Source organism: Mumia sp. Pv4-285 (assembly GCF_041320275.1).
Lineage (GTDB): Bacteria > Actinomycetota > Actinomycetes > Propionibacteriales > Nocardioidaceae > Mumia > Mumia qirimensis.
The window spans coordinates 4,205,727-4,222,250 of record NZ_CP162023.1 but is presented as its reverse complement, the minus strand read 5'-3'; the positions used below and the strand labels follow the sequence as shown (position 1 = coordinate 4,222,250).

The 16,524-nt window shown below is 71.3% G+C and carries 7 protein-coding genes; 6 read left to right on the top strand and 1 reads right to left on the bottom strand.

The genetic code is table 11. The features are described 5' to 3' along the window. Positions 1-76: 76 nt before the first annotated feature. From AB3M34_RS20180 to AB3M34_RS20170, 3 genes are read left to right on the top strand one after another with little or no spacing between them, the layout of a single operon-like run. Positions 77-2,584, top strand: a complete 2,508-nt coding sequence (locus tag AB3M34_RS20180; protein WP_370616625.1) for an alpha-L-rhamnosidase C-terminal domain-containing protein — start codon at positions 77-79, stop codon at positions 2,582-2,584. Between the two features lie 2 nt (positions 2,585-2,586). Continuing rightward, a complete protein-coding gene (locus AB3M34_RS20175) occupies positions 2,587-5,631 on the top strand; it encodes an alpha-L-rhamnosidase C-terminal domain-containing protein (RefSeq protein WP_370616624.1) in 3,045 nt (1,014 codons plus the stop codon). Then, positions 5,619-8,564 carry a DUF5722 domain-containing protein gene (locus AB3M34_RS20170; protein ID WP_370616623.1) on the top strand — a complete coding sequence of 982 codons (2,946 nt, stop codon included), beginning with the start codon at positions 5,619-5,621 and terminating at the stop codon, positions 8,562-8,564. The genes AB3M34_RS20175 and AB3M34_RS20170 overlap by 13 nt, the downstream gene beginning before the upstream one ends. Here AB3M34_RS20170 and AB3M34_RS20165 read toward each other — a convergent pair. Next, on the bottom strand, positions 8,545-11,331 hold the full coding sequence (locus AB3M34_RS20165) for an AfsR/SARP family transcriptional regulator (protein ID WP_370616622.1): 2,787 nt from the start codon (positions 11,329-11,331) through the stop codon (positions 8,545-8,547). The genes AB3M34_RS20170 and AB3M34_RS20165 overlap by 20 nt on opposite strands. 77 nt (positions 11,332-11,408) lie before the next feature. Here AB3M34_RS20165 and AB3M34_RS20160 point away from each other — a divergent pair, with 77 nt between their 5' ends. The 3 genes from AB3M34_RS20160 to clpB all read left to right on the top strand — a co-directional run bounded on the left by AB3M34_RS20160 (position 11,409) and on the right by clpB (position 16,505). Continuing rightward, the gene (locus AB3M34_RS20160) at positions 11,409-11,825 is read left to right on the top strand and encodes a hypothetical protein (RefSeq protein WP_370616621.1); all 417 of its coding nucleotides are present in this window, start codon (positions 11,409-11,411) and stop codon (positions 11,823-11,825) included. A 111-nt stretch (positions 11,826-11,936) separates the two neighbouring features. Next, positions 11,937-13,751: an acyltransferase family protein gene (locus AB3M34_RS20155; protein WP_370616620.1), complete on the top strand. Its 1,815-nt coding sequence runs from the start codon at positions 11,937-11,939 to the stop codon at positions 13,749-13,751. Between the two features lie 171 nt (positions 13,752-13,922). Then, complete coding sequence (gene clpB / locus AB3M34_RS20150) at positions 13,923-16,505, top strand: ATP-dependent chaperone ClpB (RefSeq protein WP_370616619.1); 2,583 nt, start codon at positions 13,923-13,925, stop codon at positions 16,503-16,505. Positions 16,506-16,524: the final 19 nt, after the last annotated feature.

The window sequence follows — 16,524 nt, the reverse complement described above, 5'->3', positions numbered from 1 at the left end:
ACGAAGGTTGTGCGATGCAACCCTGCACTGATTGAGTGAACCACGTCACATTGAAACGATTCATGTGGGGGAGCTCGTGCAGAGTCCGAGAAGAGCCAAGACATCCGTCCTGATCGCGACGACGGCACTCGTCGCCGCGATCGGTGTGCCGGTGGCCGCCGACGGCGTCACCGGTCGAGAGCCGGACAAGAGGTCGGGGCTGCTCGGCCTGCCGTCGCTGTCCAAGGCCGACCACTACATCCTCGCGCCGAGCTCGCGAACGGTGCGACCCGTGCGCGTCGCCCAGAGCAGCGACGTGAACCACGACTACGTGACCGCGGCGTCGTCGACCTCGGAGACGTCCGCGCACGCGTTGGACGTCGGCACGAGCGACACCGCGCTCGTGGGGGGCGTGCGAGTCCGACGAGCCGGTACGGGGGTGGCCGGCGGCCACTTCTCCTACACGATGCGCGTCCCGGCCCGACGGTCGTTCGACCTCCGCGTCGAGGAGGCCGGAAGCGCAGCCGCCCGCTACGAGGTCCTCGTGAACGGGACGGTCGTCCGCACGCGCGAGCTCGACCTCTACGCCGCGCAGGGTCGGCCGATCGGCGCCACGCACTACGACGTGCGCGTCCCCGCGCGGCTGGCGGACTCCGACACCGTCGAGGTCACGTTCCGCAACCTCGAGAACCCCGGGGACGGTGCACGCATCGCGGGCGTGTGGACGAACGGGACACGCGCGGCAGCCTCCGAGCCCGGCTACGGCGGGGCCGCGAAGAACCCCGACGGGGCAGCGGGCCGCGGCAAGACCCGCCTCGAGTCGGGCTTCTTCTCCAAGCCGTACGTGATCTACGACTTCGGCCAGGAGGTCGGCGGCACGATCTCGCTGCGGGCGTCCGACGTCGAGGGCGCGCCGCGTCTGGGGCTGGCGTTCAGCGAGTCCGACACCTACATGACGTCGTCCTCCGACTTCAGCCAGGACCCGTCCGGCATCGCGACCGAGACGCACTACTTCGACCTCGACGACGATGGACAAGTCTCGGACGAGGTCATCCGCGGCGGCTTCCGCTACCTGATGGTGTTCCTCGACAGCCCGGGGGAGGCCACGCTCTCGGACCTCGAGCTCGAGTTCACCGCCGACCCGACGAACCCCGATCCCTCGGACTACGCGGGCTCGTTCCTCTCCAGCGACGACCAGCTCAACGAGCTCTGGTACGCAGGCGCCTACACGACGCAGATGTCGACGATCGCCTCCGACACCGGACGCCCCTACCCGGCGACGCCCGGCCCGGTCCGCAACGACCAGGTCGTCGCGCAGGGAGACGTCTTCCTCAGCGACGGCGCCAAGCGCGACCGCTACGACTGGGGCGGCGACAACGTCGTGTCCAACACCGTGTCGTACCTGACCACGGGCCAGACCGAGCCGGCCAAGAACGCGGTCGAGTGGTTCGCCGACCACCCGGCCGAAAACGGGCAGATCCCCGGCGTCTACCTCCCCGAGCCCGCAGGGTTCACGTTCAGCTGGGGCGAGTACGCCGCCTGGTGGATGCAGAACTACTGGACCCACTACCTCCACACCGGCGACAAGGCGTTCCTGACGAAGTGGTTCGACGCTCTCGAGGGCAACGTCGCGTGGTTCGAGGGCAACGTGGGCGACGACGGTCTGTGGAACGTCCCGGCCGCGGCAGCCGGACACTGGGGCTACTCGCAGTCGGGCAAGGAGGCCTACAACAACCTCGTGTACGTCCTGGGGCTGCGCTCTGCGGCCAAGGCTGCCGAGGAGCTCGGCAAGACCGACTTCGCGACCACCTGGACCGAGGCGGCCGACCGTACGGCCGAGGCCGTCGGCAGCACCCTGTGGGACGACGAGGTGGGGGCCTTCCGGGCCATCGCCGGCTCCGACGCCCACCCGCTGGACGCCAACGCGCTCGCGATCGTCACCGGTGTCGCCGGTGCGGAGCGGAGCGAGCGGATCCTCGACTACGTCGAGAGCAACCTCGCCACGCCCAACGGCGACCGAGGTGTCGAGACGACCGAGGGAACCGCGGTGCCCGACTACATCAGCCCGTTCGTCTCCGGTCACGAGCTGCAGGCGTACGCGGCGGCGGGCGACGTCGACGGTGCGGTGAGCGTGCTCGAACGCACGTGGGGCCACATGCTCGACGGACCCGACAGCACCAAGACGTTCTGGGAGACGGTCTCGCCCGAGGGTGGACTCGGCCTCGGTGCCTACACGAGCCAGAGCCACGGCTGGGCGGCCGAGCCGACGAACTTCCTCACCGAGGAGGTCCTCGGCGTGACCCCGACCGAGGCGGCGTATCGCGAGTTCGAGGTCGCCCCGACCGTCCCCGACGACCTCGACTGGGCCCAGGGGGAGGTCCCGACGCCCGAAGGCACGATCCGTGCGGCCTGGAAGCAGAGCCGGCGGTCGCTGAAGGTCGCGGTCGAAGCACCGGTGGGCAGCACCTACTCGATTCGCGTGCCGGGTGACCGCACCGCCCAGGTCAGCGTCGACGGCCGCAAGGTCGACGCTGCGTACGAAGACGGCATCTTCACCGTCACCGGCCTCACCGGTGACACCACACTGACGATCACGAGGAGCTGACGATGTCTCCATCCCGTACGACGAGCATGCTGAGTGCGTTCGGCCTCGTCGCGGTTCTCGCCGTGGCCGGCGTCGGGTCGTCGGTCGCCGCAGCGCCGTCCCCTGGCCCCTCGCACGGAGCCGGCACCCCGGGCAAGGCCTGGGAGAGCGACAGCTACAGGCCGACCAAGGGGCGGTGGAAGGACTACGTCCTCGCGCCGACCGACCGGTCCGTCGACGCAGCCGGTGTGCACGAGGTCATCGAGCGAGGAGGAGAGGTCACGGGGAAGCCCGCCAACCTCCTCAGGCGTGACGGCAAGAGCGTCCGGATCTCCGGCGACGGAGACCGTACGACCTCGCCGATGGTCATCGTGGACTTCGGCAAGGAGGTCTCCGGCCCGGTGCGTGTCCGTGTGGCCGGTGCGTCGAAGGACCGGCCGGGGCTCCGGGTCTGCTACAGCGAGTCCATCGAGTACCTCGCGCGGTGGACCGGCCAGAACAACGGCCAGACCGAGCACGCCCCCGGGTGCGACACCGCCAACATCTGGAACGGGTTCCCCGGCAACGCCTACACCGAGGACACCGACAGCCACGCTCTGCCGATCGCGGACGCGAAGCTGCCCGCCGACGTCGAGGATCCCGAGCTGCGCGGCGGCTACCGCTACGCGACGCTCTTCCTCGACAGCCCGGGCTGGGTCGACGTCGACGCGGTGTCGATGAGCTTCACCGCTGCGCAGGGCCAGGGCGACGACCTGGCGGACTATGCCGGCCACTTCCTGTCCAGCGACGACGAGCTGAACAGGATCTGGTACGCCGGGGCGTACACCGTCCAGCTCAACACCGACCGTCCCGACACCGCGAAGTCGTGGCCGTACGAGAAGGGGGAGGGCGACCACGCCGACGACGTCGTGCCGGGCGCCGATCCCGACAAGGACGTCATCTTCGACGCGGGCAAGCGCGACCGGATCGTCTGGCAGGGCGACCTGGCAGTGCAGGACCCCGTCTCCTACGTCAGCACGTACGACCTGGACGCCGTCGAGAACTCGCTGGACAGCCTCGCCGGCCAGCAGCTCGAGGACGGCTACATGCCGGCCGCGAGCCTCGTCGGTGAGCACAACCGGAACGAGCTGCGCCACTACGGCGAGTACGTCCTGTGGTTCGTGAGCAACATGGCCGAGCACTACCGCTGGACCGGCGACACCGCCTACCTGAAGAAGTGGTGGCCGGCGATGGAGCGCGCGGTGGCTTGGGTGGAGAAGCAACGTGACGAGTCGGGCCTGGTCGGATTCGCGGCGGCGGGCTCGTGCGGTCACTACGGCTACAGCGACTGCGGCCACGAGACCTATCTCAACGCGCTCTACGTGAAGAACCTCACCCAGATGGCCGAGCTCGCCCCTGTCGCCGCGGCGGCCGACGACGCTGCGACCTACGAGAAGCGCGCGAGCGAGGTTCGTACGACGGTGGACGAGGCGCTGTGGGACGAGGAGGTCGGCGCGTACCGGCTCTCCACCGAGTCGCCGGGCGCGTACCCGCAGGACGGCAACGCGATGGCCGTGCTGGCCGGGGTCGCGTCGGAGGAGAAGGCGTCGCGGGCGATGCGCTACCTGCGCACCAGCTCGTGGAACGACCGTGGTGCGCTGACGATCTCGCCGAGCACGCCGAACGCCTCGCTGCCGGCATTCCACGCGCCGCTGCCGAGCTGGTTCGAGGTCGATGCGCGCCTCACCGCACCCGGTGCGACGGCGATGGACCAGGAGTCGGGCTTCACCCTCATGAAGCGGTTCTGGGGCTGGATGCTCGACCAGGACACCGGCTCCACCTTCTGGGAGCACGTCCAGGCCAACGGCCGACCCAACCTCGGGCAGTTCTCCAGCCTCGCGCACGGCTGGGCGGCCGGACCGACGGTCAGCATGACGACGCAGGTGCTGGGCGTGGAGCCGACCGGGGCCGGGTTCTCGTCGTTCGAGGTGCGTCCGCAGCCGGGCTCGCTCTCGTGGGCCGAGGGCACCGTCCCGACACCACACGGCGCGATCGAGACGTCGTGGGAGCGGAGCAAGGACGCGTTCAGCACCGAGGTGAGCGTCCCCGGCGGCACCACCGCCGAGGTCGCGCTTCCGACCGATGGTCGGAAGGCGACGGTGACGGTCGACGGCAAGCGCGTCGACGCGGAGATCGACGACGACGGCTATGCGGTCGTCCGTGGACTCGGCGCCGGCGACCACGTCGTGCGGGCGAGCCTGCGCGACAGCGCCGCGACCGAGGCGTCCCTCGTGATGTCCCCGACTTCGGCGGTCGTCGAGCCCGGCGCGATGCAGGCGTTCGACGCCGTCGTCACCGCCAAGGCAGCGAGGACGTTCAAGGGCACCCTCGAGGTCTCCGCTCCGGAGGGCTGGAAGGTCTCGGCGACCGAGCGGCCCGTGTCGCTCGACTCCGACGGGGCGCCGATCGAGAAGTCGTACCGCTTCTTCGTCCTGGTTCCCGACGGCGTCTCGAGCGGCGAGTTCGAGATCGGGGCCAAGCTCACCTACCGCGGCGAGGACGGCGAGGAGAGCGTGCAGGACAGCTCAGTGGTCAAGCTGCGCAAGACGGTCGTCCTGTCCGACTTCGAGGACGGGACCGACGGGTGGAGCGCCGGACAGAACGTCTCGGCCGTCAACCAGGTCAGCAGCTTCGCCAACGCGCCCGGCCGCCCGTACGCGGGGAGCGGAGCACTGGAGGCTGTCGTCCCGGCTCGCCCGGGCAACCAGCCGAGGTCGGTCCGCTACGTCCCGGAGGCGCCGCTCGACCTGTCGGAGGCGTCGTCGTTCGTGGCGCACCTGGACGCGTACGGCGGCCTTCCGGGCGCCACCGGCTACCAGGCCACCGTGCGGCTGGTGCCGGAGGCGGGTGAACCGTTGGAGAAGGTGCTCTCGGTCAACCCCGACTCCTGGAACACGCTCGACGTCGATCTGGCCGGCTGGGCAGGACGCAGTGCCGTCAAGGAGATCGAGATCGTCTTCCAGGGCATCGGGTCGACCACGGCGTGGGGTCACCGGTTCCAGATCGACGACATCTCGTGGATCTCCTGAGAACGGCCCTCGTGGCTGCCGGCGTCGCTGCGGCGACGCTGGCAGCCACGGCGCTCCCGCCGGCGGAGGCCGCGTGGGCGGCCCCCACCACGGCCGCACAGGCCCCGACGATCACGGGTGTCACGTACGGGAGCAACGACGTCGCGGTCACGGGTCAGGCGGCGGCAGGTGCGACCGTGGAGGTGTCGGCCTCCAGCGCGGCGCTGGCCGAGGACGGTGATCGGACCTCGGTGAGCGTGACCGCCGGCGACGACGGCAGCTTCCGTGCGTCGCTGCCGTCGGAGTCGGAGAGCGGCGAGGACCTCCGGTACGCCGAGTACACAGCCACCGCCGCCGGGACCGACAGCGGTTCGCACTTCGTCGACGACGTCACAGCGCCTTCGCGTGCCGATCTCCCGCCGACCCCGGTCACCAGCAAGAAGGGACTGCAGGTCCAGCTGAGCGACGACGCCGAGGACCTCGGCGTGCAGCACGCGGCGATCAACGTCTCGCTCGGGCAGATCATGTGGGTACGACCTGGGTCGGCCGACGCGACGCTGGAGTTCCGCAGCGGCGGGCGTACGTTCTGGTTCTCGCGCTCCGCGCTGGAGAGCCTCGACCGGCAGGTCCGCGGGTCGAGCGAAGCAGGTGCCTCGGTCTCGCTGATCGTGCTGGTCTACCGCAGCGGCGACCCGAGGTCGGCGGCCTCGGTGCTGACCGATCCCGGTGCGAGCGCCGGCGCGGGCACCGTGATGGGGTTCAACACGACCACGGCCGAGGGCGTCGCGCACCTGCGGGCTGCGATGGAGCTGCTGGCGAGCCGCTACACGCAGCCCGACCGTGCCCACGGACGCGTCGACGGCTTCATCATGGGCAACGAGGTGGACGCCCAGTGGGAGTGGTCGCAGTCGGGCGAGAAAACGTTGGACGAGTTCCTCGACGGCTACAGCCGCGCACTGCGGATCGGCTGGCTGGCCACGACGAAGTACTCCTCGTCGGCCCGGACGTACGTCTCGCTGACGCACAGCTGGACCCGACCCAGCGGGCCGAACCCGGACGAGGGCGAGCCGACCCGCTACTACGCCGGTCGTGACGTCCTCGACGGTCTCGTGGCACAGGGTCACCGCGAAGGCGGCTTCCCGTGGCAGGTCGCCTACCACCCCTATCCGCAGGACCTGTTCGACCCGACGGTGTGGGACGACCCCGACGCGACCGAGGACGTCGACGCCCCCGTGGTCACGTTCCGCAACCTCGACGTCCTGACCCGCTACCTCGAACGGCCCGAGCTCCGCTTCCACGGGGACGTGCGCCGCGTGATCCTCTCGGAGCAGGGCTGCAACACGCCGTCGGGTGATCGTGACGAGGCGGAGCGGCTCCAAGCCGCGTGCTACGCATATGCCTACTACCGGACACGCTTCCTCGACGGGATCGACGCGTTCATCCTCCACCGGCACGTCGACCACGGTGCCGAGGGCGGACTGAACCTGGGCCTGTGGGCGCGAGACACCGCCCTGTCGGACCTCGCGGCGCCGAGTCGCCGCAAGCTGGCGTACGAGGTGTTCCGCGACATCGACACCCGTCGGTCTTTGCAGGCGACGGAGTTCGCGAAGGACGTCATCGGCATCGAGGACTGGAGCGAGGTGATCCCAGGATTCGACGCGTCCGTCCTCGGCGACCGCCGCGCTGCGGTCCGGACCGGCAGCGTCGTCGACGCCCCCAGCCGTCCCGGGCGCGACCTCGCCGGGCCCGCCTTCGCCGGGTGGGAGGCTGACCACAACGTCACCTCCGTCTCGGTCACCGATGGCGCACTGTCGGCGGCTGCGACCTCGTACGACCTGCAGTGGCGCGGCGTCCGGCGTCGGTGGGACGGCGGGCTCCGGCTGGGCGGCAGCCGGGGTCTGGCTGTCCGCGTCTCCGGTGTCGCCGACGACGAGGCGGTCGCGCGCGTGCGCGTGACGACCAGCGACGGCCGTGTGGTCGACGCCGACGGTCGTCTGCCGGCGGACGGCTCCGCGCGGACGGTGACCGCCGACCTGAGGAGCCTTCCTCGCAGCGCGCAGGTCGCCGAGGTCCAGGTGTGGGTGCGCGGGAACGGCTCGACGCGGCGATCGACGCGGATGCAGGTCGAGGACGTCCGGCTGACGACGCGGCTGTCGCGGTCGACGGCGGCGAACCTCCTCGTCGAGGGCACGCTCGAGGCGACGTCGGCGACTCAGGCTCGCCTCCGGCTGGACCTCGTCGGGCTCGACGCCTACGGCGCCGGGCCGGCAGTCGTGCTGCCGTGCGGCGGCTGGCAGGTGGACAGGACCCCGCTCGACCTGTCGTCCCTGCGGATCGGGCGGGAGCGGTCGGTGGAGGTTCCCGTCCACCTCGGGTCGCATGGGAACGGCACGGTCTGCCTCGACGTCGGCGGGGAGCGGATCCAGGTCGCCGTGGACGCGCCCCGCATCTCGCTCGACGACCTCGATGGCGACGGGGCGGGATGGCGGCCCGGCTCGGCCGTCAGCGCGGTCGCCGTGGTCTCCGCCATCGCGAACGCTCCGGGCAGGCCGGCCCAGGGGACCGGCGCCCTGGAGGCGACCGGGTCGGCAGCGGCGCCCGACGTCGTCCACAGCGTCGTCCGGACCTTCGACACCCCGGTGGACCTCTCGGCCGTCTCCATGCTGGAGCTCTCGGTGAACTCCTACGGTGGGGCGGTCGGCGCAACCTCGTACGAGGCGGTCGTCACGGTCACCTCCGCCGACGGGACGACGCGGCGGACCACGACGAGCTACACGCCGGACCGCTGGAACCGCGTCACCGTCGACCTGCGGGAGTGGGACGGTGCGAGCGCGGTGTCGTCGGTCGAGGTCGGCACCCGGGCCGTCGGGAGCACGCTGCCCGCGTGGGCGCCGAGGTTCCAGGTCGACGACCTCGGTGTCGTGCTGGGCGGCCTCACAGCTGCCGGAGGATGATCTCGGGCGTCGGAGGGACGACCGCGGCGACCACCGCGGCGTACTCGTCGGTGCCGATCAGTCCCAGGTCCCGAAGGATCCATGCGGCGCGGTCCCAGCACGCGTGGGCGTGGGTGTCGCCGAGGGCGTGCAACGTCGAACCCAGCCCCCACAGGTGCTCGGCCTCGTAGTAGGTGCCGTCGTTGCCGACCTCGCGGTCCACGATCAGTGCGTCCTCGAAGTGCGTCCGGGCTCGCTGCTGCTGCCCGTCGCGGCGGTAGAGCTCGGCAAGGTTTCCGATCACGGCGCCGCGGTGCCAGTCGTCGCCGACCTCCGTCGAGATCGCCAGCGCCTTCTCGTGGGTCTCGATCGCCGGACCGAGCTGCTGCTCGTGCGCGTGGAGGAGGCCGATCGCGATCAGGCAGTCGATCTCGCCGGTGGGGGACCCCATCTCCCGGAAGAGTGCGAGGGCGGCGTCCGCCTGCTCGAGGGCGCCGCCGATGTCGCCGGTGAGCGTGAACGCCTTGACGAGGGCACGTCGGGTGTGGGCCTCACCGCGACGGAGGTGGTGGCTGGTCCAGAACGAGAGTGCGTCCACGAGGTAGGCGACCGCGTCGTCGCCACGCCCGAGGACGGCGTGCGTCCAGCCGAGGTCGTTCTGCGCCAGCGCCCGTGCGTCGCCGGGAACGGGGGTGTCGGACTTGTCGACCTCAAGGACGTAGCCGTTGAGAGCACGGATCTCGTCCCACTGTCCGCGGGTGTTGAGCGAGGCGAACAACAGGTTGGCGAAGGTAGCGCACAGCGCCGGGCCGTCGTCGCCGAGCGACGCGATCTCGTGCGCCACGTCGAGCAGGTTGTGCCGCTCGGCGAGGAGCCACGCATTGACGTCGGCGTCGCTGCGCATCGGTGTGCCGCCGCACCGGATCCCGTCGGGAGCCAAGCCGTTGCGCCAGCTGTCAGGGCTCTGGAACTCGGCGACGGTGAACGCCGTGGCGAGGTAGTGGTGTGCGGCACGGCGTACAGCCGCGGCGCGCTCGTCCTCCGACAGCTCGTCGGCGGCGCACTCGCGGGCGAACAAGCGGATCAGGTCGTGCATACCGAACCGGCCGGCGCCGACCGCCTCGACGAGCTGGGCGTCGACGAGCTCCTCCAGCAGTGTCTCGACGTCCTCCTCGGGAAGCGCGGCGGCAGCGGCGGCGGCCGCGATCCCGACGTCGGTCACGTCGAGCAGCGAGAAGGTGGCGAAGACGCCAGCCGCTGCGGCGCTGAGGTCCTCGTGGCTCACAGCGAAGCTGGTGCGTACGGCACGGTCGCCGGACTGCAGCTCGTCGAGGCGTGTGGCGCGGTCGCTCAATCGCGTCACGAGCGCCGACACCGGCCACTGCGGGCGTCGTGTCAGCCGCGCGGCGGCGAGGCACAGAGCGAGGGGGAGTCCCGCGCACAAGGCGATGAGCTCGCCGGTCGCGACGGGCTCGTCGTGGAAGCGATCCTCGCCGCACGCGAGGACGAGGATGTCGCGGGCTCCCTCGGCATCCAGGGCGCCCAGCCCGAGGTTGACGGCACCGTCGACCTCGGTGAGGAGCTGCCGACTGGTCACCAGGACAGCGCTCCTGCTGCCACCGGGGAGCAACGCGCGGACCTGCGCCGCGTCGGCGGCATCGTCGAGCACGATGAGCAGAGAGCGGTCCGCGGTGACCGACCGCAGCCTCGCGGCAGCCTCCTCCCTCTGGGAGGGGATGTTCGAGTCCGCGACCCCGAGCGACCGCAGGAATCGCCGGGCGACCTCGAGCGGATCGAGTGGTGCGAGTCCCGGGGTCGCTCCCTGCAGGTTGACGTAGAGCTGCCCGTCCGGGAACTGGTCGGCCACCTGGTGCGCGGCCTGCACCGCGAGGGCCGACTTGCCGACGCCGCCGATGCCGGTGACCACGACGATGGGAGTCGAGGACGGGGCTGTCAGCAGCGCCGCGACCTGGTCGATGTCCGCGCGACGACCCGCGAACGTCGTCGATGGACCCGGCACCTCGGCGGGAACCGGCGCGGGCTGGGTCGGGCTGTCGCCGACCAGGTCCGGGTCGTCGCCGAGGATCTGCTCCTGCAGGCGTCGCAGCTCTGCCCCTGGCTCGAGGCCGAGCTCGTCGACGAGCACCTTGCGGCCGTCGTGGAAGACCCCGAGCGCATCCGCCTGTCGGCCGGCGCGGTGCAGCGCGAGCATGAGCTGAGCGCGGAAGCGTTCGTGGAGGGGGTGCGCCGCCACCAGGGCGGTGAGCTCCGGGACGAGGGCGGAGTCCGCACCGCCCGCAAGGTCGGCGTCGATGCGCTCCGCGACGACGTGGCACCGCAGCTCGTCGAGCCGGACCGCCTCCTCGCGGGCGACGTCGAGGTCGTCGATCCCCTCGAACGCCTCACCGCGCCACAGCGCCAGTGCCTCGTGGTGCGCGCCCTCGGCGGCCAGCTCGGTGAACCGCGTCGCGTCGAGCTCGTCCGGGCGGACCACGAGCGCATATCCGTCGTGGCGGTGCACGATGCGGTCGGTGCCGAGACTTCGGCGGAGGCGGTGGACGTACAGCTGGAGGTTGGCGCGAGCGTTGTCGGGTGGCGCGCCGCGCCAGACGTGGTCGGCGAGCCGGTCGACGAGCACCGTCTGGCCGGGCGTGCAGAGGAGCGCAGCGAGCAAGAGCCGCTGCTTGGTCGGCGGGACGGCGAGCGGTTTCCCCCCGTCGTCGTGGACCTCGAGCGGGCCCAGAACGGCGAACCACATGATCTCGAACATAGCGACGGAGGAGGTCACGCGGGTTCGGCCTCGGTTCTGCAGCGCCGTGGACGTGCCTCCACGGAACCGGCGTCCGGGCGTGGTGTCATGGCGGTATGCGCCGCTCGTCCTCCCTCGCACTCGCCGCCGGGGCCCTGGTCGTCGCGAGCCTCTCGGGCTGCTCGGTCGTCAGTCAGCCGCCGGCGTCGGCAGACCCCAGCGCGTCGGCCGGGGCGAGCGCGTCGCCCACGGTCGTACCCCCCGCGGTCCCTGACCTCCTGTCGTTCCAGTGCCTGCCCACGGCAGATCCGAAGGTCTGGACGGCGACCGGCGTGATCGTCAACCGGGCCGCCACCGCCGACTACCGGGTGACGGTCTTCGTGGCGCCGCCCGGGACGACCACGGCCAAGGCGAGACGCCTCGTGATCCCCAAGGTCCCGACCGCGGTCGAGACCGCGTTCACGGTCGAGGGCCTCTCGGTGAACCCGGGCAGCGCGCCCGCCTGCCGCGTACAGCTGGTGAGAATGGACTGACGCTCCGTGCAGCCGGTCGGGGGTTGGGGCGCGGTCGGTACTCTCGATCGGGGTCGAGAGGCGTCACCTCGGGTGCCCGACCCTGCTCGTGAGTCTCGGAGGAAGTCCCGCATGTCACTGCGCCGTCCCACGGCGCCCGGTCTCGACGGCGTGCGTGCCGTCGCCGTGCTGCTCGTGGTGCTGTTCCACGTCGCGCCGGCCTGGCTGCCCGGCGGTTACGTCGGGGTCGACGTCTTCTTCGTCCTCAGTGGCTTCCTGATCACCACGGTGCTGATGGAGGACGCGGCGCGCGCCCAGCACTTCGACCTGCCGTCGTTCTGGGTACGCCGCGCGCGACGGCTGGTGCCCGCCGCGACGCTGATGATCGTGGTCGTCGCCGCGCTCACGCTGGTCGTCGGACGCGACACCGGCGCCGGCCTGCGCTGGCAGGTCCTCGGCGGTCTGACCTGGACGTCGAACTGGTTCCAGGTCGCGCAGGGGTGGGCGTACGCCGAGCAGGGCGAGCCGCCCGTCCTCAACCACCTGTGGTCGCTCGGCATCGAGGAGCAGTTCTACGTCGTCTGGCCCGCGCTCCTCGCGCTCGGCCTGCTGGTGATGTCACGGCGCCGGCTCGCCGGAGCGATGCTCGCGCTCGCCCTCGTGTCTGCTGCGCTGATGGGCGCCACGTACGACGCGGGTGACCCGACGCGCGCCTACGTCGGGACCGACACGCACGTCTTCGGGCTGCTGATCGGCGGGGCGCTCGCGCTGGCCAAGGTGCCGCACCTGCTGCGGTCGGACCGATCGCCGCCGGCGCGTCGCACCCGGCTCGTCATGACCGGGCTCGGCGTGACCGGCCTCGGGGTGGTCGTCGCGTACGCCGTCCTGGTCTCGTGGTCGGGTCCCGTGACGTACCGCGGCGGGCTCCTCGTCGCCAGCCTCGCGTCGGGTGCCGTGGTCGTCGCCGCAGCCAACCGGACCGCGTTCGCCGCCGCGCTCTCCCTGGCGCCGCTTCGCTGGGTCGGAGCGCGCTCGTACGGGATCTACCTGTGGCACTGGCCGCTCATCGTCCTCGCGACGCGCATCGCCCCGCCGGACCGGGCCGTGGAGGCGGGCGTGCTGGCCGTCGGCGCGTCCGTCGCCGTCGCCGCTGCGTCGTACCGGTTCGTCGAGATGCCGATGCGGATGGACGGGATCGGTCTGACGCTGCGCCGGTGGGTGTCGCCGATCGAGCGGCTGGTCGCGCACCGGCGGCGTCCGGCGTACCGCTGGGTGCTCGCCGTGGCGGTGTCCGCCGCGGTCCTCGTGGGTGCGGTCACCGCGGTCGGCACCGCGCCCGACGAGAGCCGGCTGCAGGCGAGCCTGCTGCACGGTCAGCGGCTCCTCGCCGGCGGAGCGGGGGAGCCTGTGGCGCCTGATCCCGAGGCGGCGGCAGGCGGGGCGCAGGTGCCGGCCACCTGCCGTACGGTCGGCACGTCGGTCCGGGTCAGCGCGTTCGGCGACTCGGTCCTCGTCGCTGCGGCGCCGGAGCTCCTGGGCACGATGGCGAGGCTGCGGGCGACAGCCAGGGTCGGCTGGCAGTACGAGGACGTGGCCGCGGCGGTCCGCAAGGCGGCCGCGCGAGGTGTCCTCGGTCCTGTGGTGCTGATCGGCACCGGGACCAACGGGCTCGTCGACCGCGACGACCTCGACCGGCTCGTACGACGACAGCTCGCGGGTCACGAGGTCGTGCTCGTGTCGCCGTACGTGCCGGGCAGGTCGTGGCAGAAGGGGGCGCTCAGCTCCGTACGCCGGGTGGCGCGCGACCACGACGCCGTGCGGCTCGCGGACTGGCACGGCGCGGTGGCCGGACGCGACGCGCTCCTCGCCGCCGACCGGGTGCACCCGAACGAGCGCGGTGCCCGCCTCTACACGCGCCTCGTGCGCGAGTCCCTCGGCAGCTGCTGACCGTCCCGTCCCCGATTTGTGCAGCTGATCAAGGAATCGCCGGTCGAACTCCTTGATCAACTGCACAAATCGGGGACGGAGTGGGACCGCAGCAGAGTTGAGCGGAATGGACTCAACTTTGGGTGCGTTGAACTGGGTACTAGTTGACTGACCGAGAACCAGGGGAGATCGATGGACGCTTCCAAGCTCACCACCCGTAGCCAGCAGGCGATCAGCGCCGCCATCCAGAGCGCCGCTGCCGCAGGCAACCCCGCCGTGGACCCGGTGCACGTGCTCCACGCGCTGCTGGACGCCGACGGCGGCACCGCCGTCCCCCTCCTGCAGGCCGCAGGCGCCGACCCGGCGACCGCGCGCGCCCGCACCGCCGAGGCGCTCTCCGCGCTCCCGTCGGCCGCGGGTCAGAGCGTCGCGACGCCGTCGTACGCCCGCGCGACCCTCGAGGTGTTCCAGCGGGCGCAGGACCTGGCCGGTGAGCTCGGCGACGAGTACGTCTCCACCGAGCACCTCATGGTCGGGCTGGCCACCGTGCAGTCGAAGGCCCGTGAGGTCCTCGACGGTCTCGGCGCCACCGCCGAGGCGCTGACCGGAGCGTTCCAGACCGTACGAGGCTCCGCCCGCGTGACGAGCCAGGACGCCGAGGACACGTACCAGGCGTTGGAGAAGTACGGCGTCGACCTCACGGCCACCGCCCGTGAGGGCAAGCTCGACCCCGTGATCGGCCGCGATGCGGAGATCCGCCGCACGATCCAGGTGCTGACCCGCCGTACGAAGAACAACCCGGTCCTCATCGGTGAGCCCGGCGTCGGCAAGACCGCCGTCGTCGAAGGCCTCGCGCAGCGCATCGTCGCGGGCGACGTGCCGAGCTCCCTGCAGGGCCGCCGACTGATCTCGCTCGACCTGGGCGCGATGGTGGCGGGCGCGAAGTACCGCGGCGAGTTCGAGGAGCGGCTCAAGGCCGTGCTCCAGGAGATCAAGGACTCCGACGGTCAGATCATCACGTTCATCGACGAGCTCCACACCGTCGTGGGCGCCGGTGCGACCGGTGACTCCGCGATGGACGCCGGCAACATGCTCAAGCCGATGCTGGCGCGCGGAGAGCTGCGGATGGTGGGCGCGACGACGCTCGACGAGTACCGCGAGAACATCGAGAAGGACCCCGCGCTCGAGCGCCGCTTCCAGCAGGTGCTGGTCGACGAGCCGAGCGTCGAGGACACCATCGCGATCCTGCGCGGTCTCAAGGAGACGTACGAGGCGCACCACAAGGTCGAGATCTCCGACGCTGCGCTGGTGGCGGCCGCGACGCTGTCCGACCGCTACATCAGCGGCCGCCAGCTCCCCGACAAGGCGATCGACCTCGTCGACGAGGCGAGCAGCCGGCTGCGCATGGAGATCGACTCCAACCCGGTCGAGATCGACACGCTCCGGCGCTCGGTCGACCGCATGAAGATGGAGGAGCTCCACCTTGCCAAGGAGACCGACGAGGCGAGCGTGGAGCGGCTCGACAAGCTGCGCGCCGAGCTCGCGGACGCCGAGGAGCAGCTGCGCGGTCTCGAGGCGCGCTGGGAGCGTGAGCGCTCGGGGCTGAACCAGGTCGGCGAGATCAAGCAGAAGATCGACGAGCTGCGGCGTGAGGCGGAGCGCGCCCAGAACGCCGGTGACCTCGAGACTGCCGCGCGTCTGAACTACGGCGAGATCCCGAGCCTGGAGAAGCAGCTCGAGAAGGCGGAGGCCGACGAGGCCGCCGAGCCGGTCGAGCGCATGGTCAACGAGGAGGTCGGCCCGGACGAGATCGCCGAGGTGATCGCGGCCTGGACCGGCATCCCGACCGGCCGTCTGCTCGAGGGCGAGACCGGCAAGCTGCTGCGGATGGAGTCCGAACTCGGGCAGCGCCTGATCGGTCAGACCACCGCTGTGGAGGCGGTCTCGGACGCCGTACGCCGGTCCCGTGCCGGCATCGCCGACCCCAACCGTCCCACCGGCTCGTTCCTCTTCCTCGGGCCGACCGGCGTCGGCAAGACCGAGCTCGCGAAGGCGCTGGCCGAGTTCCTGTTCGACGACGAGCGGGCCATGGTCCGCATCGACATGAGCGAGTACTCCGAGAAGCACTCGGTCTCGCGCCTGGTCGGAGCTCCTCCGGGCTACGTCGGCTACGACGAGGGCGGCCAGCTCACCGAGGCGGTGCGCCGTCGCCCGTACTCGGTCGTGCTGCTCGACGAGGTCGAGAAGGCGCACCCCGAGGTGTTCGACATCCTGCTCCAGGTGCTGGACGACGGGCGCCTCACGGACGGGCAGGGTCGTACGGTCGACTTCCGCAACGTCATCCTGATCCTCACCTCGAACCTGGGCTCCGTCTACCTGGCCGACCCGGCGCTCGAGGACGCGGTGAAGCGGGAGAAGGTGATGGAGGTCGTACGCACGGCGTTCCGGCCCGAGTTCCTCAACCGGCTCGACGAGGTCGTGATGTTCGACGCGCTGTCGATCGACGACCTCACCCGGATCGTCGACCTGCAGATCGAGGCGTTGTCGCGGCGGTTGGAGTCGCGCCGGATCCGCCTGAGCGTGACCGACGACGCCAAGACGTGGCTGGCCGCCACCGGGTTCGACCCGACGTACGGCGCTCGTCCCCTGCGGCGGCTGATCCAGCAGGCGATCGGCGACCCGCTCGCCCGTGCGCTGCTCGCCGGCGAGGTGCGCGACGGGGACGAGGTCGTCGTCGATCGCGACCCCTCGTCGGACGGGCTCGCACTGCGCTGAACCGTCCACATGCCGCCGG

Bases quoted from the DNA above. Each gene is read 5' to 3' on its own strand.
- AB3M34_RS20175 (WP_370616624.1), top strand. From the start codon at position 2,587: ATGTCTCCATCCCGTACGACGAGCATGCTGAGTGCGTTCGGCCTCGTC.
- AB3M34_RS20155 (WP_370616620.1), top strand. From the start codon at position 11,937: ATGTCACTGCGCCGTCCCACGGCGCCCGGTCTCGACGGCGTGCGTGCC.
- AB3M34_RS20160 (WP_370616621.1), top strand. From the start codon at position 11,409: ATGCGCCGCTCGTCCTCCCTCGCACTCGCCGCCGGGGCCCTGGTCGTC.
- clpB (WP_370616619.1), top strand. From the start codon at position 13,923: ATGGACGCTTCCAAGCTCACCACCCGTAGCCAGCAGGCGATCAGCGCC.